Here is a 20,307-nt window from a genome sequence, read left to right on the forward strand (position 1 = left end):
GCCATGTCAGATTTCCGTTTCCATGGCAGCCAGCATTGCCGATGCGCCGGCTTCCGCCAGGTCGCTGTGATTGCGGAACAGGGCGAAAAGCTCGCGCCCGGTGTCATAGGGCGGGGGCGGGGCAGGGGGCGCTTCGCGCGCGGCCCATGCCGCCGCATCCACCAGCGCCTCGACCTGGCCGGTAACGGCGCAGACCCGCACCATGTCGCCATCGCGCAGCTTGCCGATGGGGCCGCCGCCCAGCGCCTCGGGCGAGAGGTGGATGGCGGCGGGCACCTTGCCGCTGGCGCCGGACATGCGTCCGTCGGTGAGCAGCGCAACCTTGAACCCGCGATCCTGCAGCACGCCGAGCGAGGGGGTCAGCTTGTGCAGTTCGGGCATGCCATTGGCGCGCGGCCCCTGGAAGCGCACGACCACGATCACGTCCCGCTCCAGTTCGCCGGCCTTGAAGGCGCGGATCACGTCGTCCTGATCGTGGAACACTCGCGCTGGTGCCTCGATCGTCCAGCGGGACGGATCGACGGCGCTCACCTTGATGATGCAGCGGCCCAGATTGCCGGAGAGCAGCTTCATGCCGCCGTCGGCGCTGAACGGGCTGGAGACCGGGCGCAAGATCGTGTCGTCGCGCGATGTGACGGGGGCGTCGGCCCACATCAGCGCTTCGTCCTCCAGCACTGGCTCGCGGCCATAGTCGGTCAGGTCCTGCCGCGCGACCGTCATGATGTCCCGATGCAGGAGCCCTGCGTCCAGCAACTCGCGGATGACCCAGGCCATGCCGCCCGCCGCGTGGAAATTGTTCACGTCGCCCGATCCATTGGGATAGACGCGGGCGAGCAGCGGCACGACGTCCGACAGCTCGGCAAAATCGGTCCAGTCGATGCTGATGCCCGCCGCCCGCGCGATGGCGGGGATGTGGATCGCATGGTTGGTCGATCCGCCCGTGGCGAGCAGGCCGATCACCGCGTTCACGATCGCCTTTTCGTCGATGCAGTGGCCGAGCGGGCGATAATCGCCGCCATCCCAGCCGATGGACGCCATGCGGTGGACGGCCGATCGGGTCAGTTCGCCGCGCAGCTTCGTGCCCGGATTGACGAAGGCGGCGCCGGGCATGTGCAGGCCCATCACTTCCATCATCATCTGGTTGCTGTTGGCCGTGCCATAGAAGGTGCAGGTGCCCGCGCCATGATAGCTCGCGCTTTCCGCCTCCAGCAGCTCGGCGGTGCCGACCTTGCCCTCCGCATAAAGCTGGCGGACGCGGACCTTTTCCTTGTTGGCAAGGCCGGAGGGCATCGGGCCGGCGGGGATCAGGATGGTCGGCAGATGGCCGAAGCGCAGCGCGCCGATCAGCAGCCCTGGCACGATCTTGTCGCAGATGCCAAGCAACAGCGCGCCCTCGAACATCGCATGGCTGAGCGCGATGGCGGTCGAAAGCGCGATGGTGTCGCGGCTGAAGAGGGAGAGGTCCATGCCCGCCTGACCCTGCGTCACGCCGTCGCACATGGCGGGCACGCCGCCCGCCACCTGCGCCGTGATGCCCGCCTCGCGCGCGGCGATCTTGATCGCCTCGGGATAGCGGCCATAGGGCTGATGGGCGGACAGCATGTCGTTATAGGCGGTGACGATGCCGATGTTCATGGCATCGCCCGCGCGGATCGCCGGCTTGTCGCCTTCCGATGCGGCAAAGCCATGGGCGAGGTTGCCGCAGGACAGGCGCTGGCGATTGGTGCCCGCGTCGCGCCCGCGCTCGATCAGGTCGAGATATTTGCGCCGCCGGTCGGCGCTGCGCTTCACGACCCGTTCGGTGACGGCCGCGATGGTCGAATGAAGATCAGTCATGCCAGCTTGCTCCGTCGCGCTCGATAAGGGCAATGGCCGAGGACGGCCCCCAGTTCCCGGATGCATAGGGGGCGGGTTTCATGCCGGCCTCCTGCCAGCCTTCGATGATCGAATCGATCCAGACCCATTGCGCCTCCACCTCGTCGCGGCGGACGAACAGGGTGGCGTCGCCATCCAGCAGGTCGAGCAGCAGCCGCTCATAGGCGATGCGCCGCCGCTGGCCGCCGAATTCATGGTCCAGCGACACGTCGAGGCTGACCTCGCGCAGCTTCACGCCATTCAATCCCGGCTCCTTCGCCATGATGAGCAGGCGGATATTCTCCTCCGGCTGCAGGCGGATGATCAGGGTATTGGGCTCCAGCCCCGAAGCCCCGCCGCGCTTGCCGAAGATGCTGTGCGCGACCGGCTTGAACTGGATCATGATTTCGGACTGGCGGCTGGGCATCCGCTTGCCGGTGCGCAGGTAGAAGGGCACGCCGGTCCAGCGCCAGTTGTCGATATGGGCTTTCAGCGCCACGAAGGTTTCGGTGGTGGAGGGCTTGCCCAGCTCGTCGGCATAGCCGGTGACGATCTGCCCCTGCACGGCGCCCGGCGTATATTGCCCGCGCACGCTGAGCGTCTTCACGCTTTCCGCATCCATCGGGCGCAGCGAGCGAAGCACCTTCACCTTCTCGTCGCGCACGGCGGTCGAATCGAGGCGGGCGGGGGGCTCCATCGCGAGGATCGACAGGATCTGCAGCATGTGGTTCTGCACCATGTCGCGCAGCGCGCCGACGCCGTCATAATAGGAGACCCGGCCTTCCAGCCCGACGACTTCGCCGACCGTGATCTGCACATGGTCGATGGCATTGGCGTTCCACAGCGGCTCGAACAGCATGTTGCCAAAGCGCAGGGCCAGCAGGTTCTGCACCGTTTCCTTGCCCAGATAATGGTCGACGCGGAAGATGGACTGCTCGTCGAACAGCGCGCCGATGGCATCGTTCACGACCTTGGACGAGGCGAGGTCCTTGCCGATCGGCTTTTCCATCGCGATCCGGGTGTTCGACCCGGAGATGCCGGCGCGGGCCAGCCCTTCGGCGGTCGGCGCGAAGAGCGACGGCGGTGTGGACAGGTAGATGGAGACGCCTTTCTCCAACCGATCGCCCAGTCGTTTCGCAAGCGCGGCGAACTGCTCGTCATTGCCGGCCTCGACCGGGCAGTAGATGATTCGGCCCAGCAGGTCGGCGGCACAGGCTTCATCGAAGCGATCGGGTCCGATGAACTTGCGCAGGGCGGCATCGACATCGGCACGAAAGCCCTCGTCGTCCATCTCCGAACGGCCCGAGGCGATGACCATGAAATCCGCCGGCAGCAGCGCATCGCACAGCAGGTTGTAGAGGGAGGGAAACAGCATGCGGTGGGCAAGATCGCCGGTCGCACCAAAGAGAATGAGCGTGGAGGATTGTTCGGTCAAAGGCTGTCCCTTACCGTTATGTGATTATCGAATGTCCTGCACGAATACGCCCCTGTATAGCGAATGATCCCGCCACCGCAACCACCGTGCTGAACGACATTTGCCGTTGCGTGCCGCGCACAAGCGGCTATGACGAGCGCGTTGCGGGCGTGGTGAAACTGGTAGACGCGCCGGACTCAAAATCCGGTTCCGAAAGGAGTGTCGGTTCGATTCCGACCGCCCGCACCATTTTTATTGGCCTCAAGCGCCGGTGGCGACATCCGTCGCCCTGGCTTTCCTCGCATAAGCTCGGGCGGCCGTTCGGCCTTGCGAACCCTGTCGGGCCATGTTCCGTACCTCAACCCACGTCGCCCGGCACGCGATTCGCGGCGCTGAAGATCGACCAGCCGGTTTCGTCCGACAGGCGTTCCAGGGCGATGGTGCCCAGTTTCGAATTGCCGTTTTCATTGAGCCCCGGCGACCAGACGGTGATGGATGCCCTACCCGGGACGACCGCCAGGATGCCGCCACCCACGCCCGATTTGCCCGGCATGCCGACGCGAAAGGCGAAGTCGCCCGAGGCGTCATAATGGCCGCAGGTGAGCATCAGCGCATTGATGCGCCGCGCCCTTTTGCGGGAGATGACGCGCCCGCCATTGGGGTGCAGGCCGTCCAGCATCAGGTAACGGCCCGCATCGGCCAGCTGCCGGCAGCTCATCTCGATCGCGCACTGGTGGAAATAGGTGCCCAGCACCAGTCCCGCATCATGATGCAGATTGCCGAAGGCGCGCATGTAATTGGCGAGCGCGATATTGCGGAAGCCGGTGTCCTGTTCGGATTTCGCCACATTCTCGTCGATGGCGATGCTGTCGTCCTCCGCCAGATAGCGGATGAAGCGCAGCACCTCGCCGATGGCCTCGCGCGGCTGGTGCCAGGCGAGGTTGACGTCCGACACCACGATGGCGCCGGCATTGATGAAGGGATTGCGCGGGATGCCCGCTTCCTGCTCCAGCTGGACGATGGAGTTGAAGGCGTTGCCCGAGGGTTCGCGGCCCACCCGCGACCAGAGCTGGTCGCCGACCTTGCCGAGCGCCAGGGTGAGCGCAAAGACCTTCGAGATCGACTGGATGGAAAAGCCGGTGTCGCAATCGCCGCCGGCAAAGCGGGTGCCGTCCGCCAATGTCACGGCGATGCCGAACTGGCCGGGATCGACGCTGGCAAGGCTGGGGATATAGGTGGCGACCGTGCCGGGATCCTCCGCCTCCGCCATGTCGGCGACGATCTGCGCGATGATTGCCTGAAGATCCATGCCGCTCCGCCATGTCTTGCCGTCCCGTCCTTCGTCGGGGCGTAACAGCGCGTCGGCGGGGCTGCACCTGATTTTTGGGATTGGCGGCCCGCAACAGGGATGCGGGCCGCCGAATGCGTGTTCAGGCGGCCTTGCGGGCGCCGGCACCGGCATAGAAGGTCCGGCCCTCCGCCGCCATGGCGCGCAACTGCGCCGTGGGCGTGAAGCGTCCGCCATGGGTGGCGGCCAGCCGGTCGAGTATCTCCACGACCTTTGCCGCGCCCAGCATGTCCATATGGCTGAAGGGGCCGCCGGTATAGGGCGCAAAGCCCCAGCCGAAGATCGCGCCGATATCGCCATCCTCCGGCGTTTCCAGCACGCCTTCCTCGAAACAGCGGGCGCATTCCACCAACTGGCGATAGAGCAGCCGTTCGCGTACCGATCCGGCATCGGGCTGCACCGCCGCGCGCGGGAACAGGGCCGACAGGCCCGGCCACAGCGCCTTCTTGCCGCCTTCGGGATAGTCATAATAGCCCTTGGCGTTCTTGCGCCCCAGCCGGCCGATCTCGACCATTTTGGCGGCCACATCGTCGGACTTCTGCGGCTTGTAGGCGTCGCCCAGCACCTTTTTCGCGGCGGTCACGATCTTGTGGCCAAGCTCGATGGAGACTTCGTCCGACACGGCCAGCGGCCCCACCGGCATGCCCAGCTGCTTGCCGACATTCTCGATCAGCGCCGGGTTCACACCCTCGGCCAGCATCTCCGTGCCTTCCTGCACATAGGTGCCGAAGCAGCGGGAGGTATAGAAACCGCGGGAATCGTTGACGACGATCGGCGTCTTCTTGATCTGCGCGACATAATCCAGCGCCTTGGCGATCGCCGTCGGGCCGGTCTTTTCGCCGACGATGATCTCGACCAGCGGCATCTTCTCGACCGGCGAGAAGAAATGGACGCCAATGAAATTTTCCGGCTTCGTCCATGCCTTGGCCAGCATGGTGATCGGCAGGGTGGAGGTGTTGGAGCCGAAGATCGTGTCGGCGCCCAGCACCGCCTCGACCTTTTTCGTCACCTCCGCCTTGATGCCGACGTCCTCGAACACCGCCTCGATCACGAAATCGCAATCCTTGAGCAGCGCGAAATCGGATGTCGGCGTGATGCGCGCCAGGATGGCTTCGGCCTGTTCGGGCGTCACGCCCTTGCCGATGCGTTTCTTCACCACCGTTTCGGCATGGGCCTTGCCGGTGTCGGCGGCGGCCTGATCGCGGTCCAGCAGGATCACGTCGATGCCGGCCTGGGCGGAGACGGTGGCGATGCCAGCGCCCATCATGCCGGCGCCCAGCATGGCGAGCTTTGTCGTCGGCGCCTTCGGTTCACCCTTGGGGCGCCGCGCGCCGCGCTCGGCCGCCTGCTTGTTGACGAACAGGGTGCGGACCATGTTGCCGGCCTGCGGATCGGCCACGACCTTGGCGAAATATTTGCTTTCGATGCGGATCGCCCGGTCGAAGGGCAGCATCGCCCCTTCATAGACGGCGGAGAGCAGCGCGATGGGCGCGTGCATGTTCCGCTGCGTTTCCTTCGCGGTCATTGCGGTCGCGCCGACGAAGGTCTGGACGAAATTGGGGTTGAAGCCGCCAGCGCCCCCGGGAAATTTGAAGCCTTTCTGATCCCATGGTTTAACGCTGGCGGCAGGATTGGCCACGAGCCACTGCTTCGCGGTTGCCACCGTAGTACCGGCCGGAACGGATGCGTCAACCACCTTGAGCATCGCGGCTTCCGCCGGGCGGAACATCTTGCCCTGCAGCATGTAGAGGAGCGCGGTCTGCACGCCGACCATGCGGGGCAGCCGCTGCGACCCGCCGCCGCCGGGGAACAGGCCGACCATGATTTCGGGCAGGCCGAGCTGGATCTTCGGATTATCGGCGACCACCCGGTAATGGCAGGCGAGCGCCAGTTCGAAGCCACCGCCCACGCATGTGCCCTCTATCGCGCAGGCAATGGGCTTGCCGCAGGTTTCCAGGCGGCGGAACAGCGCGTTCAGCACGAACACGCTGTCGAACACCGCGCCCATGTCCGCCTTGCCCAGCCGGGCGGCGGTGAGCATGCCGACCATCTGCTTGAGGTCCATGCCGGCCATGAAGCCGCTGTCCTTGCCCGAGCAGATGACGGCGCCCTTGATCTCCGGCTCGCCGGCGATGCGGTCGATGGCGGCGCCAAGATCGGCGATGAAGTCCGGGCCGATGACGTTCATCGACTGGTCGGGCACGTCGATGGTCAGGGTGGCGATGCCGTCTGCATCAATGTCGAAGCGAATGGTTTTCATGATGTGATCCTTCGCGAAAGGGGATGGGGAGAGCGGCGCGGTGTGCGCGCTACACCCGATCTACAGTCTCTCGATGATGGTGCCGGTGCCCATGCCCGCGCCGACGCACAGGTTGATAAGCGCGGTGCCCTTGCCCGAGCGTTCCAGCTCGTCGAGCGCGGTGCCCAGGATCATCGCGCCGGTGGCGCCCAGCGGGTGGCCCATGGCGATCGCGCCGCCATTCACGTTGATGTTGCCGGTATCCAGGCCCATGGCGTCGATATAGCGCAGCACCACGCTGGCGAAGGCTTCGTTGAGTTCCCACAGGTCGATGTCGCCCTTGCCCATGCCGGATCGGCGGAGCAGCTTTTCCGCCACGCTTTCCGGGCCGGTCAGCATGATCATCGGTTCGGAGCCGATGGATGCCATGGCGCGGATGCGGGCGCGGGGCTTCAGGCCGAATTTCTCGCCCATCGCCTTGCTGCCCACCAGCACGGCGGCGGCGCCGTCGACAATGCCGGAGCTGTTGCCGGCATGGTGGACATGGTTGATCTTCTCGACCTCGGGATATTTGAGCAGCGCGATGGCATCGAAGCCGGGCATTTCTTCACCCAGCGCCTGGAAGGCGGGCTTGAGCGCGCCCAGCGACTGCATGTCGGCATCCGGACGCATATGCTCGTCATGATCGAGCAGCACCTGGCCGATCACGTCGTGGATAGGCAGGACGGAGCGGGCGAAGCGGCCCTCGTCCCACGCCATCTTCGCGCGCTTCTGGCTTTCGACGGCATAGGCGTCGACATCGTTGCGGGAATAGCCGAATTTCGTGGCGATCAGGTCCGCGCTGATCCCCTGCGGCGCGAAATAGGTCTTGAACGCGACGGCGGGGTCCATCGCCCAGGCGCCGCCATCCGAGGCCATGGGCACGCGGCTCATCGCCTCCACGCCGCCGCCGATGGCGAATTCCGCCTCGCCGGTCATCACCTTGGCGGCGGCCATGTTCACGGCCTCAAGGCCGGAGGCGCAGAAACGGTTGATCTGCACGCCGGCGGTCGTCTCCGCATAATCGGCGTTGAGCACGGCGGCGCGGGCGATGTCGGCGCCCTGTTCCCCTACCGGGGTCACGCAGCCCAGGATCACGTCGTCCACATGGGCGGTGTCGATGCCGTTGCGGTCGCGCAAGGCCTGCAGCACCTGCGTCGCCAGCTGGATCGGCGTCACCTCGTGCAGCGCGCCGTCGGCCTTGCCCTTGCCGCGCGGTGTGCGGGCGGCATCATAGATATATGCGTCCATTGTCTTCCCTCTCCCTGCGGTGACTCGCCGCTCTGGAGCTTATGTGCCGCAGCAATGTGCGCCGTAGCGGGGATTGTGCAAGGGGGGTGATCCGGGCGGGAGGGGCGCTTTACGTTAACGTCAAGCAATGCCGTAGCGGCAAGAGGCTGGAAATTTTTTTGCCGGGATCGGGCAACCCTGCGTTTCCCGGCGCGACTCTGGCCAGCATAGGGCGTCTGCGTTAGCGTTCTGCCCGCGCAACGACAGCCGGAAGGACCCTTTGCATGACCCCACAGCGCTACAGCCTGACGGCGATCATCCTGCATTGGCTGCTCGCCGCGCTGCTCTTTTTCCAGATATCCCTGGGCTGGGGGATGGCGGATGCCAAGGGGCAGGCCGGGTTCGCCGCCTTTCAGCTGCACAAGTCGATCGGCATCACCATCCTTGCCCTGACCCTGTTGCGGATCGCCGTGCGCTGGTGGCGGCCGCGGCCCGCGCCGCTGGAGGGCGGCCCTATGGGGCTGCTCGCAAAGCTGGTGCATGCCGGGCTCTATCTCTTCATGCTGGGCGCGCCGCTGACCGGCTGGGCGCTGGTGTCGACGGCCAGAATCAAGGTGCCGACGCTGCTCTATGGCACCGTGCCGCTGCCACATCTGCCCGTGCCGCAGGCCGCGCATGAACTGTTCGAGGGCGGTCACAGCGTGATCGTCTGGATCGGGCTGGCGCTGTTCGTGCTGCATGTCGCGGGCGCGCTGCGCCATCACCTGCTGATACGTGACGGGCTGATCTGGCGCATGGTGCCGGGGCGATCGCTGGTGGTGATGCTTGGCCTGATCGCGCTGATCCCCATCGGGATGGCGCTGGGCAAGATGGCGATCGGCAGGAGCGCGCCCGCTGCGGCCAGCGTGCAGGCGGCCATCGCCAATAGCATGGCGCGGGATGAGGCCGATGCCGATGGGGCCGACAATGCGGCGTCATCGCCGGGCAATGCGGCTGTCGATGGTGACAATGCCGCTCTTGCCAATGCGGCTGCGGCGGTCGTTGTCGCGCCGGAAAAGGCCGGTCCGCCGCCGGTGTGGACGGTGCAACCCGGCGGGCGCATCGGCTTTGGCGTGGGCAATGGCGCGGAGATGATCAACGGCAGCTTCTCGCGCTGGACCGCGAAGATCGCGATGGACCCTGACGCGCCCGAAACCGCCGACATCCATGTGGAGATCGACTTGGCGAGCGCCAGCATGGGCGATGCCACGCAGGACGGCATGTTGGCGGGGGACGAATTCTTCGGCGTCGCGGCCCACCCCAGGGCGATCTTCACGGCGAAGGGGGCCGAACGGTCGGGGGCCGGCTATATCGCGCGCGGCACATTGTCGCTGAAGGGCGTCAGCGCGCCGCAGACCATCCGCTTCACGCTTTCGGGCAGCGGGAACAGGCGCAACGTGTCGGGAACCGCGACGGTGGCCCGTGCCCGCTTCGGCGTGGGGACGGGGGAAAGCGCGGCGGGCCTGTCACCCGGGGTTGCCGTCGACTTCCGCTTTACCGCCGATCGCAAATAGCGTCCGGCTAAGGTCTTCGGGCGTATCGACATCGCGCAGCACGGCGTCGCTGGTTTCGATGAGCTTGCCATGGCTCATCAGTACGCGCGGCCCCTGATCGCCGCGCAGGCTCATTAGTTCGCGGAAATGTTTGCGGCCGATGAAGGCGGGCAATAGCGGCCCGAAACCGTCGGTGCTCGCCACGACCGAGCGGATGTCCTCGGCCGCCAGGCACAGGTGGTTGAGGTGCGTCGGGTTGCAATCGGGCATGTCGGCAAGGCACAGGAGCACGCCCTGCACCTTGCGGATGGCCGCGATCTCTTCCACCCTGGCAAGGCCGAGCGCGATGCTGGCGGACAGGTCGGCGGCGGCGTCCTCCTTCACCACGATCTCATAACCGCGCCGGTCGAGCTTGCGGTGGATGACGGGGGCCTCTTCCATCGGCCGTGCCACGGCGACCATATGGGCGAAGGGCAGCGAGGCGACATGTGCCAGGGCATGGTTTATCAACGGCTTGCCGCGATAATCGACCATCAGCTTGTCGTCCTCGCCAAAGCGCGTCGAGGGGCCGGCGGCGAGCAGGATGGCAGCGATTCGTTCAGGCCGCATGGCGATGATGGATGTCCGCTGGCAATGGGGTGACGCTATGATGACGCACCGGGCGCGCGCCAACGCATGGGCGATAAGCACTTGTTCTGCGCGTCTTTTTTATTCGGTTCTGCATGGCCGGAAGCTGCCATTGTGGAAAGCGCCTGTCCAGATGGCTGGGCCGAGGGGCTGGCAATCTGTGTTGAGCCGCCATATGGCTCCACCAGGAAAATGCGAAAGGAATACGCGTTGACGACAAGTCCGGAGGATGGAGACCTGGTGGCGCCGCAGCAGGACAAGCTGCCTGTGCCCAGGGAGGTGGCCGATGCTGTCCGCACGCTGATCCGCTGGGCCGGCGACGACCCGGAGCGGGAGGGGCTGCGCGACACGCCCAAGCGGGTCGCGCGGGCGTGGCGGGAATATTGCCAGGGCTATGGCGAAGACCCCGCCTACCATCTGTCCCGCATCTTTCATGAAGTGGGCGGCTATGATGAGATCGTGCTGCTGAAGGACATTCCGTTCCAGTCGCATTGCGAACATCATATGGCGCCGATCATCGGCAGGGCGCATATCGCCTATCTGCCGGGCGACTATGTCGTGGGCATCTCCAAGCTGGCGCGTGTCCTCCACGCCTATGCGCGGCGCCTGCAGGTGCAGGAACGGCTGACGGCGGAGGTCGCGGACTGCATCTGGGAACATCTGAAGCCTTTGGGGGTCGCCGTGGTCATAGAGGCGACGCATGGCTGCATGACCGGACGGGGCGTGCGCACGCCGGGCGTCAGCATGAAGACCAGCCGGATGATGGGCGTGTTCCGCGACGACGACAAAAGCCGTAAGGAAGTCCTCGGTCTGATGGGCGTCTGAGGAGCACAGGGTGAGCGATGATCCAACCGGGGGCGAGGGCGCTTTCCGGCCATTGTCCCGACCAGCGGAGGATGCAGCGGCAGTGGCCGGGGCAGCGGCCGGCCCGCGTCCGATCGCGCGCTCGCGCCTGGCGCTGGTGACGGGCGGGCATCGGCGCCTGGGGGCGGCGATCGCCACGGCGCTGGCCGATGCGGGTTTTGCGCTGGCGATCCATGGCAGCCATGATGTCGGCCTCTCATCTTCGCTTGCCCTGGCGCTGGAACGGAACGGCACCGAGTGGGAAGGGCTGATCGCCGATTTTTCCGATCCGGAAGCAGCCGAGGAACTGGTCGTGCGGACAGCCGCCGCCTTTGGCCGTCCGCCCGACGTGCTGGTGAACAGCGCGGCGATCTTCGGTCAGGATATGCTCGGCAATGTGACCGCCGGCGCGCTGATCCAGCATTATGTCGTGAATTGCGCGGCGCCGACCCTGCTGACCAAGGCCTTCGCCACCGTGCCGGCCGGCCATGGCGACCGCTGCATCATCAATATCCTCGACCAGCGGATCGACCATCCCCATGGCGATCAGCTGTCCTATACCCTGTCCAAGATGGCGCTGGCGGGGCTGACGCGGATAACGGCCAGCACGCTGGCGCCCAATGTGCGGGTGAACGCCGTGGCGCCGGGGCTGACCATCCGCACCGGCGATTATTCGGATGCGCAGATGGAAGCGCTGGCCGATGTGATGCCGCTCGACCGCCTGCCGGAGCCCGAACAGATCGCCGAGGCGGTGCTGTATCTGGCCGGCGCCACCGCCGTCACCGGGCAGACCATCTATGTCGATGGTGGCGCGCATATGGTGCGCTACGGCCGCGACTTCATGCACCTTTAGAGAGGTTCCCGCACGGCAGCAGCAATTGCTTAGGGATCGCCATGCTATCGCGCGGGCATGGACGCGGGACGGCAGCGGAAACTTGTGGGGATCGAGGCGCTGCGCGGCGTCGCGGCGGTGGCGGTCGTCCTCTACCATGTCGCGCGGCATCTGGATCTGGCCTATGGCGCGCCGCGGCTGATGCGGTTGTTCCAGCCGGGGCATGCGGGCGTCGATCTGTTCTTCGTGCTCAGCGGGTTCATCATCCTGCATGTCCACAGCGCCGATATCGGCCGGCCCGAACGCCTTGGCCATTATGCCCGGCAACGCTTTTTGCGGCTGATGCCGATCTATTGGATAGCGCTCTTGCTGACGGCGCTGGCGCTGGCGGCGGGCGGCAATGGGGCGCCTTCGGCCGGCTGGCTGCTCTGGTCGGCGACACTGCTGCCGACATGGGGGGAACCGCTGCTGGGTATTGCCTGGACGCTGCAGCATGAATTGCTGTTCTATCTGCTCTTCGCCGTGCTGATCCTCAGCCGGCGCTGGGGGATGGCGCTGCTGGCGCTGTGGATCGGCTGGGTGGGGTTCGGCCTTGCCGGCATCGCTGTCGGCGCCATCCCGCCGCGCCTTTCCAGCATCTACAATCTGGAGTTCCTGTTCGGCATGGGTGCGGCCGCGCTGCTGGCCAGCGGCAGGATCGCCGCGCCGCGCCTGATGGCGGGGGTGGGGGCCGTGCTGCTGCTCGCGTCCGGCACAGGCGAAAGCCTTGGCCTGCTTGACGGCTATGGCGATGCGGCCCGCCTGACCAACGGCATTCCGGCGGCGCTGCTGATCGGCGGCCTTGCGGCATGGGAGCGGCAGCGGGGGCTATGGGTGCCGGCCGTATTGCGCGTGCTGGGGGCGGCGTCCTACAGCATCTACCTGTTCCAGTTCCTCGGCCTCGCCGTGGCATGGCAGATATGGGGCTGGCTGGCACCGCCATCGGGTCTGGACGGGGCGGGGGTGGTGTTGCCCTGTTTCCTCATGCTGGGCGCGGTCGGCGTGCTGGGCGGGGTAGTGATGCATCGGCTGGTCGAGCGGCCGCTGCTGCAATGGCTGCGGCAGCGCGTGGCGCCGCGGAACCGGCCCGCCATGGGCATCGCCGCGTCCCGATAGCGCCGGCCCGACAGGCGGGCGCCCGCAGGCGTCTGTCATTCGGGCTGTCATACGGGTTGGCGGGAGAGCCTATACCTTCGTTTATGTCGGGTTGAAGGCCGGGGATGGGCTGACCATCTTCAGCGGGCCACATCGGCAATCCCGCTTCCCAAGATATTTTTATCGGAGATCATGCGTGCCCGGACCCAAGCTGTTCGAACCCTATGCCCTTGGCAATACAGCCCTTGCCAATCGCATCATCATTGCACCCATGTGCCAATATTCGGCCGTCGACGGCTGCATGAACGATTGGCACCAGATGCATCTGGGCAATCTTGCCATGTCCGGCGCGGCATTGCTGACGATCGAGGCGACCGCCGTGGTGCCGGAAGGGCGTATCACCCATGCCGATGTCGGCCTGTATGACGATGCGACGGAAGCCGCGATGGCGCGGACGCTGGCGAGCGTGCGGCGCTGGTCGGACATGCCGATTGCGATCCAGCTCGGCCATGCCGGGCGCAAGGCGTCGACGGCGGAGCCCTGGAAGGGTGGTGCGCAGATCTCGCCCAACGATCCGCTGGGGTGGCAGACGGTCGCGCCGTCGGCCCTGCCCTTTTCCTCCGGGCAGAACGCGCCGGCGGCCCTGGACGATGCCGGGCTGGCGCGGGTGCGCGACGGTTTCGTGCAGGCGGCAGAGCGTGCAGCGCGGCTGGGGATCGACGCGATCCAGATCCATGGCGCACATGGTTATCTGCTGCATCAGTTCCTCTCGCCGCTCTCCAACCGGCGCGACGACGATTATGGCGGCAGCCTGGAGAACCGGATGCGCTTTCCGCTGGAAATCTTCGAAGCCGTGCGGGCAGTCTTCCCGGCGGAGCGGGCAGTGACGATGCGGGTTTCGGGCACCGACTGGGTGGAAGGCGGCTGGGATATCGAGCAGACCATCGCCTTTGCGCAGGCGCTGGAGGCGCGCGGCTGCACCGCCATCCATGTGTCGAGCGGCGGGTTGCATCCCGATCAGCAGATTCCGGTGGGGCCAAGCTATCAGGTGCCGCTGGCGCGGGCGGTGAAGCAGGCGATCGGGCTGCCGGTGATCGCCGTCGGCCTCATCACCGATTATGAGCAGGCCGAAGCGATTGTCGGCACGGGCGACGCCGATTTCGTCGCGCTGGCCCGCACCATATTGTACGATCCGCGCTGGCCCTGGCACGCCGCCGCGCATCTGGGCGCGCAGGTGAAGGCGCCGGACCAGTATCTGCGCTGCCAGCCCCGCCAGTATCGCGACCTGTTCAAAAGCTGATCGCCGGGGCGCGTTTTCCGGCCGGATGGAATCACCTGTCCCCGTTCGCCCCCGGACCTGATCCGGGGGCGAACGGATCAGATTAAACGCCCGATGCTCCAACAAAAAGGGCCGCCCGACATCTGCCGGGCGGCCCTTTTGCTGTCTTCTCTTCGATCCGGTTGGGATCAGGCCTCTTCGGCCTCGTCCGCAACAGCGTCGACGGCGATCTCGCCGGGTTCGGCATTGGGATCATAGTCTTCGGTGAAGCCGGCCTCGTCCTTTTCGAACAGCTCGGCCATCACGTCCACGCCGTCCTTCTGAAGCTCTGCTTCTTCGGGCGAGCGGGCGACGTTCACCTGAACGTTCACGGCAACCTCAGGGTGCAGCGAAACCTTCACGTCGAACAGGCCCAGTGTCTTGATCGGCTTTTCGAGCACGATCATCGCCTTGCTGACGGCGGTGACGCCATCGGCATGCAGTGCTTCCACGATGTCGCGGACCGACACCGAACCATAAAGCTGGCCGGCATTGGACGACTGGCGGATGAGGACGACCTGATGGCCTTCCACGCCCTTCGACGCGGCTTCGGCATCGCCGCGGCGGGCCGCGTTGTCAGCCTCGATCTTCGCGCGGTTGGCGTCGAAGACCTTCTTGTTGGCGGCGTTCGAACGGAGCGCCTTCTTGTTCGGCAGCAGGAAGTTGCGGGCGTAACCGTCCTTGACGGTCACGATGTCGCCAATGGCGCCCAGCTTCTCGATGCGTTCGAGGAGGATGATTTCCATGAGAGCTATCTCCTCACTTCACGATGTAGGGCAGCAGGCCGAGGTGGCGAGCGCGCTTGATGGCCTGGGCCAGCTCACGCTGCTTCTTGGCGCTGACGGCGGTGATACGGCTGGGAACGATCTTGCCACGTTCGGACACGAAGCCCTGCAGCAGACGAACGTCCTTATAGTCGATCTTCGGCGCATCCTTGGCGGCGAAGGGGCAGCTCTTGCGGCGGCGGAAAAATGGGCGTGCCATGATGGTGTCTCCTTACTCGCCAGCGGTTTCTTCGCGGTCGCGGCGGGGGCCACGCTCGCCACGCTCGGGGCGGTCGCCATCACGGCCACCACGGCGATCACGCTCTTGCTTGCGCATCATGGCCGACGGGCCGGCTTCCAGCTCGTCCACGCGCACGGTCATGTAGCGGATGATGTCTTCGTTGATCTGGGTCTGGCGCTCCAGCTCGGCAACGACGCCGGCGGGGGCATCGATGTTCAGCATCACATAATGCGCCTTGCGGTTCTTGGCGATCTTGTATGCCAGGCTGCGCAGGCCCCAGGTCTCGGTCTTCATGACCTTGCCATTGTTGTCTTCGATGATCTTGGTGGCGGTTTCCGCCAGCGTGTCCACCTGCGCCTGTGCCAGATCCTGGCGCGCAAGGAACACATGCTCGTAAAGAGCCATGGTCTTACCTCTGTCTTGGCCGATCGCTGACGTACGCCCCATGCGCAACGCCCCTCCGGCTGTCGTCTTGCAGTCTCATCGCCTGGCTTTCGAGTCACCCCGGGGCCAAGCGAAGCGGCGCCTATGACGGAAAAGCCACAGGAAAGCAAGCGCGGCGGGGATGTGGTGAAACCGGGGCAGAACGGCTGTCGCCGGGCGGGTGGGAGCAACGGGATAAGCGTGCGGCCGGCGTCTGTCCAATGGGCAGGCCGGCGAGGTCGGGATCGGGGAGAACGGGGTTTTTATGGGGATGGCGCGGGAAAGCAGGACCATGGCGGCAAAAGCGCTGGTACGCGGCGGATCATGCCGCTACCGTTTCATCATGCCTGATACACAAGATATGCGTGGGGCGGGGATGCCTGCGGCCCGCCGGATGGCCCTGGGCCGCCGCCTGAGCCGCCACCTGATCCTGCCATTCATGCTGGCGTCGGCCTGTAGCGTCGCGATGCCGCTTCATGCCAAGGACATACCGGTCGCCCGCACGGTGATCGCGGACCCGGCGCCCGATGCCGCCTATCCCGCCGGGGTCAGCGCCTTCGTGATCCCCAGCGGGGACGGCGCGATGAATGCGGTCATGTATACGGCGGCGGGGGCGGGGCGGCATCCTACCTTGTTGCTGCTCCACGGCTTTCCGGGCAATGAGCAGAATCTGGACCTGGCGCAGGCGGCCCGGCGCGCGGGATGGAATGTGCTGACGCTGCATTATCGCGGGTCATGGGGCAGCCCCGGCACCTTCTCCTTCACCAATGCCGCGCATGATGCGGTGGAGGCGATGGCCTGGCTGAACCAGACCGCCAATGTCACCAGATACCGGATCGATACGGCATCGATCGCCGTCGCCGGGCACAGCATGGGCGGCTTCATGGCGGCCTATGCGGCGGCGAACGACCGGGCGGTGGCGGGCCTGTTCCTCATCGACCCGTGGGACCCGGCGCAGACCGTCGCGTCGCTCGCGACCGAGCAGGGCAAGGCCGCGTGGCAGGCGGAAGTGGCGGGCGATCTGCCGCCGCTGCAGGGCGCGACCTATGACTCGCTGACCGCCGAGATCACGAAGGACACACAGGGCTTCGACCTTGGCGCGCGGCTGATCGCCTATGGGCACCGTCCGCTGACGATCGTGGGCGCCGAGCGCGGGCTCGCCGGCATGGCGCGCAAGGTCGCCGCCGATGCGCAATCCTCCGCGCCGGAGACCCGCCTGATCGTCTGGCCCACCGACCACAGCTTTTCCGACAAGCGGATCGCGCTTGCCGACCTGCTGGTGCGCTGGCTGGCGCAGGTCGCCCCCACCATCCCCTGATCCGATCGCGCCATGGCCAAGCTCTATTTCTATTATTCCTCGATGAACGCGGGGAAATCGACAACCCTGCTGCAGTCCAGCTTCAACTATCGCGAGCGGGGCATGCACACCATGTTGTGGACCGCCGCGATCGACCATCGCTATCAGGCGAACCATATCACCTCGCGCATCGGGCTGGATGCCGGCGCCAACAGCTTTGACGAGGGGACGGACATCTGGTCGGCGGTGGCGGCGGAACATGCGCGGACCCCCATCGCCTGCATGCTGGTGGACGAGGCGCAGTTCCTGACGCGCGAACAGGTGCTGCAACTGGCGGCGGTGTGCGACCGGTTGAACGTGCCGGTGCTCTGCTATGGCCTGCGCACGGATTTCCGGGGCGAGTTGTTCGAAGGGAGCGCGCATCTGCTGGGGATCGCCGACACGCTGACGGAGATCAAGACGATCTGCGATTGCGGGCGCAAGGCGATCATGAACCTGCGTGTGGACGAAAGCGGGCAGGGGGTGCGCGAAGGCGACCAGACCGAGATCGGCGGCAATGACCGCTATGTCGCGCTGTGCCGGCGGCATTTCATGGAGCGTTCCGGGCGGGGATAGGCGCCCGCCGCCGATACGGTTTGCGACAGTTTTCCATGTCTTGCGACGGTTCCGCTCAGGCCCGGTTCAGCGCCGATGGGCTATGAAGATGCCGTTGTTCCGATTTGGAGAATGGACATGAAAAAGGCGCTTATCATAGCGCTCGCCATGGGTGCGGGCGTGCTGGCCGGCAATCCGGCCGTGGCTGCATCCGGATCGACGCCGCCGCTGATCGGGCACGAGCCGAGAATCGGCCAGGAAACCTCCATCCCCTTCGTCAACCATGGCGGCATCCGCAACTGGCAGGTGGTGGATGACGATATGGTACTGGTCGAGGGCACCGGCCATAAATGGTACAAGGTGGAACTGTTCGGGCCGTGCAACGGCCTGCGCTTCACGAACATCGCGCTGGGCTTTGAAACGCGCGGCGTCGACAGCTTCGACAGGTTCAGCGCGATCCGTACCCGCGACGGGCGTTGTGCGGTGAAGAGCGTGACCGTGGCGGCACCGCCGGCGAAGAAGGCGCGGAAGGGCTGAATTTGGTATCGGCAGGAAAAGGTGAGTAGGGCCATGCGCCTTGCGCCTGCCTTTCCGGCTGACATTGCCTCTGCGCGCGGATAAAGGCCGCGCATGACCGATGCGATGCCCATTTCTTCAGGCCCGGCGACGCCCATGCCGCGCCCTCCCGCCGACCTTGCCGCGCTGATCGCCCCGATTGACGCGGGCGACCTGCATCTGGAGCAGCTTGAAGACCAGCATCGCGCGGCATTGCGCGCGATCTGCCCGGTCGACGATCCGGTGTGGGAGGTCTATCCGGTCCGGCTGGCGGGCGAGGATTTCGACGCAGCCTTCGATGGAATCGTGCAGGACACGCAGCGTTATCCCTTCGCAATCTTCACGGGCGGCGCCCTGGTCGGGATGTCGGGCTTCCTGCATCTGGACAGGCCCAGCCGCGTGCTGGAAATCGGCGGCACCTATATGACGCCGGCTGCGCGTGGCACGGGTCTCAACAGCCGGATCAAGCCGCTGCTGATCGGCCGCGCCATCGCCGCCGGCTTCGACCGGCTGGAATTCCGCATCGACGCGCGCAACGCCCGGTCGCTGCGGGCGGTGGAGAAGCTGGGGGCGGTGAAGGAAGGCGTGCTGCGCAAGCAGCGCGTGACCTGGACGGGTCATGTTCGCGATACCGTGATCCTCTCCATCCTCGCCAGCGAGTGGCGGGCATGAGCCTGCACGGCTGGATCATCCTGGACAAGCCGCGTGGCCTTGGCTCGACGCAGGCGGTGAGCGCCGTCAAGCGCGCGCTGCGTGAGGCGGGCGAGGGGAAGACTAAGGTCGGCCATGGCGGGACGCTGGACCCGCTGGCGCAGGGCGTGCTGCCCATCGCGATTGGCGAGGCGACGAAGCTGGCCGGGCGGATGCTGGACAGCGACAAGATCTATGCCTTCACCATAGGCTTCGGCGCGCAGACCGATACGCTGGACATGGAAGGCGCGGTGATCGCGACGAGCGAGCATCGGCCGACGCTGGCGGAGGTGGAGGCGGTGCTGCCGCGCTTTACCGGCCCCATCGAACAGGCGCCGCCCGCTTATTCGGCGATCAAGGTCGACGGGCAGCGCGCCTATGACCGGGCGCGGGCGGGCGAAGAGGTGGAGATGAAGCTGCGGTCGGTGACGATCCATTCCCTCCTCATCCGTCATCCCCGCGAAGGCGGGAATGACGGCGATGGCATTGATGACATCACCCTCGTCGCCCATGTCTCCAAGGGCACCTATATCCGTTCCCTTGCGCGGGACATCGCGCTGGCGCTCGGCACGGTCGGCCATGTGACCATGTTGCAGCGGATCAAGGCGGGGCCGTTCACGCTCGACTCCGCGATTCCACTGGACAAATTGCGCGATGCTGCTAGGGAGCGCGCCATCGCGCAGCTTATGCTGCCGTTGACGGCGGGGCTGGACGACATCCCGGCTCTTCCCGTCTCTCCGCAGGATGCACAGGCGCTCCGCCAGGGGCGCGTGCTCATGGGGAAACCGCATACCGGCTTGTTACTGGCGATGGAGGGCGATGTGCCCGTCGCGCTGGTGGAGGCCAGTGGCCCGGAAATCCGGGTGGTGCGCGGCTTTAATCTCTAGTCTAGAAAGGAAGCCGATGTCGATTACTGCTGAGCGCAAGGATGCGCTGATCAAGGAACATGCCCGCGCCGAAGGCGATACGGGTTCGCCCGAAGTCCAGGTTGCGATCCTTTCGGAGCGCATTTCGAACCTGACCGAGCATTTCAAGGGTCATCACAAGGATAACCACAGCCGTCGCGGCCTGCTGATGCTGGTCAACAAGCGTCGCAGCCTGCTGGACTATCTGAAGAAGAAGGATCAGGCCCGCTACGCCGACCTGATCGCCAAGCTGGGCCTTCGCAAGTAAGCCCATAAAGGGACGGCCCCCGCGCGGGGGCCGTTTCTGATTCCGGGCCAGGGCGCAATTCGGCATCCTGTCCCGGTAAAGCCACCTCCGTTCGCCCCGAGCTTGTCGACGGGCTGCACTTCCGCGAAAAGGAAGGACGGGGCTTCGACAAGCTCAGCCC

At 65.9% G+C, this 20,307-nt stretch carries 20 protein-coding genes and 1 tRNA gene; 12 read left to right on the forward strand and 9 right to left on the reverse strand.

Annotated elements, in window-relative coordinates:
* Nucleotides 1–6: 6 nt before the first annotated feature.
* Nucleotides 7–1,836: a phosphogluconate dehydratase gene (gene edd / locus WFP78_RS14100; RefSeq protein WP_336963437.1), complete on the reverse strand. Its 1,830-nt coding sequence runs from the start codon at nucleotides 1,834–1,836 to the stop codon at nucleotides 7–9.
* Nucleotides 1,829–3,289, reverse strand: coding sequence for a glucose-6-phosphate dehydrogenase (gene zwf / locus WFP78_RS14105; protein WP_336963439.1), 1,461 nt, complete (start codon nucleotides 3,287–3,289; stop codon nucleotides 1,829–1,831). Before zwf ends, edd begins: the two co-directional genes overlap by 8 nt.
* 143 nt (nucleotides 3,290–3,432) lie before the next feature.
* Here zwf and WFP78_RS14110 point away from each other — a divergent pair.
* Nucleotides 3,433–3,517, forward strand: a tRNA-Leu gene (locus WFP78_RS14110).
* 109 nt (nucleotides 3,518–3,626) lie between these two features.
* Here the strand turns inward: WFP78_RS14110 and WFP78_RS14115 are convergent.
* The 3 genes from WFP78_RS14115 to WFP78_RS14125 all read right to left on the reverse strand — a co-directional run bounded on the left by WFP78_RS14115 (nucleotide 3,627) and on the right by WFP78_RS14125 (nucleotide 8,145).
* The gene (locus WFP78_RS14115; protein WP_336963441.1) at nucleotides 3,627–4,577 is read right to left on the reverse strand and encodes a glutaminase; all 951 of its coding nucleotides are present in this window, start codon (nucleotides 4,575–4,577) and stop codon (nucleotides 3,627–3,629) included.
* 121 nt (nucleotides 4,578–4,698) lie between these two features.
* Nucleotides 4,699–6,876 carry a 3-hydroxyacyl-CoA dehydrogenase NAD-binding domain-containing protein gene (locus WFP78_RS14120; protein WP_336963444.1) on the reverse strand — a complete coding sequence of 726 codons (2,178 nt, stop codon included), beginning with the start codon at nucleotides 6,874–6,876 and terminating at the stop codon, nucleotides 4,699–4,701.
* A 60-nt stretch (nucleotides 6,877–6,936) separates the two neighbouring features.
* Complete coding sequence (locus WFP78_RS14125) at nucleotides 6,937–8,145, reverse strand: acetyl-CoA C-acetyltransferase (RefSeq protein WP_336963447.1); 1,209 nt, start codon at nucleotides 8,143–8,145, stop codon at nucleotides 6,937–6,939.
* 263 nt (nucleotides 8,146–8,408) lie between these two features.
* Between WFP78_RS14125 and WFP78_RS14130 the strand changes: the two genes are divergently transcribed.
* A complete protein-coding gene (locus WFP78_RS14130) occupies nucleotides 8,409–9,677 on the forward strand; it encodes a cytochrome b/b6 domain-containing protein (RefSeq protein WP_336963450.1) in 1,269 nt (422 codons plus the stop codon).
* Here WFP78_RS14130 and WFP78_RS14135 read toward each other — a convergent pair.
* Nucleotides 9,630–10,265, reverse strand: coding sequence for a nucleotidyltransferase family protein (locus WFP78_RS14135; RefSeq protein WP_336963454.1), 636 nt, complete (start codon nucleotides 10,263–10,265; stop codon nucleotides 9,630–9,632). The genes WFP78_RS14130 and WFP78_RS14135 overlap by 48 nt on opposite strands.
* 210 nt (nucleotides 10,266–10,475) lie before the next feature.
* Between WFP78_RS14135 and folE the strand changes: the two genes are divergently transcribed.
* The 4 genes from folE to WFP78_RS14155 all read left to right on the forward strand — a co-directional run bounded on the left by folE (nucleotide 10,476) and on the right by WFP78_RS14155 (nucleotide 14,392).
* Nucleotides 10,476–11,108 carry a GTP cyclohydrolase I FolE gene (folE, locus tag WFP78_RS14140; RefSeq protein ID WP_336963456.1) on the forward strand — a complete coding sequence of 211 codons (633 nt, stop codon included), beginning with the start codon at nucleotides 10,476–10,478 and terminating at the stop codon, nucleotides 11,106–11,108.
* 10 nt (nucleotides 11,109–11,118) lie between these two features.
* On the forward strand, nucleotides 11,119–11,979 hold the full coding sequence (locus WFP78_RS14145; protein ID WP_419722969.1) for an SDR family oxidoreductase: 861 nt from the start codon (nucleotides 11,119–11,121) through the stop codon (nucleotides 11,977–11,979).
* 57 nt (nucleotides 11,980–12,036) lie between these two features.
* Complete coding sequence (locus WFP78_RS14150; RefSeq protein WP_336963458.1) at nucleotides 12,037–13,113, forward strand: acyltransferase family protein; 1,077 nt, start codon at nucleotides 12,037–12,039, stop codon at nucleotides 13,111–13,113.
* 175 nt (nucleotides 13,114–13,288) lie between these two features.
* Entirely contained in the window at nucleotides 13,289–14,392 is a 1,104-nt protein-coding gene (locus tag WFP78_RS14155; protein WP_336963459.1) for an NADH:flavin oxidoreductase/NADH oxidase, read from the forward strand.
* Nucleotides 14,393–14,559: 167 nt separating this feature from the next.
* On the opposite strand, the gene rplI is transcribed toward WFP78_RS14155, so the two are convergent.
* From rplI to rpsF, 3 genes are read right to left on the reverse strand one after another with little or no spacing between them, the layout of a single operon-like run.
* Nucleotides 14,560–15,156: a 50S ribosomal protein L9 gene (gene rplI, locus WFP78_RS14160; RefSeq protein WP_336963462.1), complete on the reverse strand. Its 597-nt coding sequence runs from the start codon at nucleotides 15,154–15,156 to the stop codon at nucleotides 14,560–14,562.
* A gap of 13 nt (nucleotides 15,157–15,169) precedes the next feature.
* Nucleotides 15,170–15,394 (reverse strand): 30S ribosomal protein S18, encoded by a 225-nt coding sequence (gene rpsR / locus WFP78_RS14165; protein ID WP_004212076.1) that lies wholly within the window; start codon nucleotides 15,392–15,394, stop codon nucleotides 15,170–15,172.
* A gap of 12 nt (nucleotides 15,395–15,406) precedes the next feature.
* Entirely contained in the window at nucleotides 15,407–15,820 is a 414-nt protein-coding gene (rpsF, locus tag WFP78_RS14170) for a 30S ribosomal protein S6 (RefSeq protein WP_336963465.1), read from the reverse strand.
* Nucleotides 15,821–16,304: 484 nt separating this feature from the next.
* Between rpsF and WFP78_RS14175 the strand changes: the two genes are divergently transcribed.
* From WFP78_RS14175 to rpsO, 6 genes are all read left to right on the forward strand, one after another.
* Nucleotides 16,305–17,156 (forward strand): alpha/beta hydrolase family protein, encoded by an 852-nt coding sequence (locus WFP78_RS14175; protein ID WP_336963609.1) that lies wholly within the window; start codon nucleotides 16,305–16,307, stop codon nucleotides 17,154–17,156.
* Nucleotides 17,157–17,168: 12 nt separating this feature from the next.
* On the forward strand, nucleotides 17,169–17,750 hold the full coding sequence (locus tag WFP78_RS14180; protein ID WP_336963468.1) for a thymidine kinase: 582 nt from the start codon (nucleotides 17,169–17,171) through the stop codon (nucleotides 17,748–17,750).
* 117 nt (nucleotides 17,751–17,867) lie between these two features.
* Nucleotides 17,868–18,266, forward strand: a complete 399-nt coding sequence (locus WFP78_RS14185) for a DUF6491 family protein (RefSeq protein ID WP_336963470.1) — start codon at nucleotides 17,868–17,870, stop codon at nucleotides 18,264–18,266.
* Nucleotides 18,267–18,401: 135 nt separating this feature from the next.
* Nucleotides 18,402–18,956 (forward strand): GNAT family N-acetyltransferase, encoded by a 555-nt coding sequence (locus WFP78_RS14190; RefSeq protein ID WP_336963472.1) that lies wholly within the window; start codon nucleotides 18,402–18,404, stop codon nucleotides 18,954–18,956.
* 2 nt (nucleotides 18,957–18,958) lie between these two features.
* Complete coding sequence (gene truB / locus WFP78_RS14195) at nucleotides 18,959–19,861, forward strand: tRNA pseudouridine(55) synthase TruB (protein WP_336963612.1); 903 nt, start codon at nucleotides 18,959–18,961, stop codon at nucleotides 19,859–19,861.
* Nucleotides 19,862–19,877: 16 nt separating this feature from the next.
* On the forward strand, nucleotides 19,878–20,147 hold the full coding sequence (gene rpsO, locus WFP78_RS14200; RefSeq protein WP_336963475.1) for a 30S ribosomal protein S15: 270 nt from the start codon (nucleotides 19,878–19,880) through the stop codon (nucleotides 20,145–20,147).
* Nucleotides 20,148–20,307 lie beyond the last annotated feature (160 nt).

The organism is Sphingobium aquiterrae (assembly GCF_037154135.1).
In the GTDB taxonomy this organism is placed as follows: Bacteria; Pseudomonadota; Alphaproteobacteria; order Sphingomonadales; family Sphingomonadaceae; genus Sphingobium; species Sphingobium aquiterrae.

Bases quoted from the DNA above. Each gene is read 5' to 3' on its own strand.
- WFP78_RS14125 (WP_336963447.1), bottom strand. From the start codon at position 8,145: ATGGACGCATATATCTATGATGCCGCCCGCACACCGCGCGGCAAGGGC.
- WFP78_RS14150 (WP_336963458.1), top strand. From the start codon at position 12,037: ATGGACGCGGGACGGCAGCGGAAACTTGTGGGGATCGAGGCGCTGCGC.
- WFP78_RS14115 (WP_336963441.1), bottom strand. From the start codon at position 4,577: ATGGATCTTCAGGCAATCATCGCGCAGATCGTCGCCGACATGGCGGAG.
- WFP78_RS14130 (WP_336963450.1), top strand. From the start codon at position 8,409: ATGACCCCACAGCGCTACAGCCTGACGGCGATCATCCTGCATTGGCTG.
- WFP78_RS14120 (WP_336963444.1), bottom strand. From the start codon at position 6,876: ATGAAAACCATTCGCTTCGACATTGATGCAGACGGCATCGCCACCCTG.
- WFP78_RS14135 (WP_336963454.1), bottom strand. From the start codon at position 10,265: ATGCGGCCTGAACGAATCGCTGCCATCCTGCTCGCCGCCGGCCCCTCG.
- WFP78_RS14180 (WP_336963468.1), top strand. From the start codon at position 17,169: ATGGCCAAGCTCTATTTCTATTATTCCTCGATGAACGCGGGGAAATCG.
- folE (WP_336963456.1), top strand. From the start codon at position 10,476: ATGCGAAAGGAATACGCGTTGACGACAAGTCCGGAGGATGGAGACCTG.
- WFP78_RS14185 (WP_336963470.1), top strand. From the start codon at position 17,868: ATGAAAAAGGCGCTTATCATAGCGCTCGCCATGGGTGCGGGCGTGCTG.
- rpsR (WP_004212076.1), bottom strand. From the start codon at position 15,394: ATGGCACGCCCATTTTTCCGCCGCCGCAAGAGCTGCCCCTTCGCCGCC.
- rpsO (WP_336963475.1), top strand. From the start codon at position 19,878: ATGTCGATTACTGCTGAGCGCAAGGATGCGCTGATCAAGGAACATGCC.
- edd (WP_336963437.1), bottom strand. From the start codon at position 1,836: ATGACTGATCTTCATTCGACCATCGCGGCCGTCACCGAACGGGTCGTG.
- WFP78_RS14175 (WP_336963609.1), top strand. From the start codon at position 16,305: ATGCCGCTTCATGCCAAGGACATACCGGTCGCCCGCACGGTGATCGCG.
- rplI (WP_336963462.1), bottom strand. From the start codon at position 15,156: ATGGAAATCATCCTCCTCGAACGCATCGAGAAGCTGGGCGCCATTGGC.
- WFP78_RS14190 (WP_336963472.1), top strand. From the start codon at position 18,402: ATGCCGCGCCCTCCCGCCGACCTTGCCGCGCTGATCGCCCCGATTGAC.
- rpsF (WP_336963465.1), bottom strand. From the start codon at position 15,820: ATGGCTCTTTACGAGCATGTGTTCCTTGCGCGCCAGGATCTGGCACAG.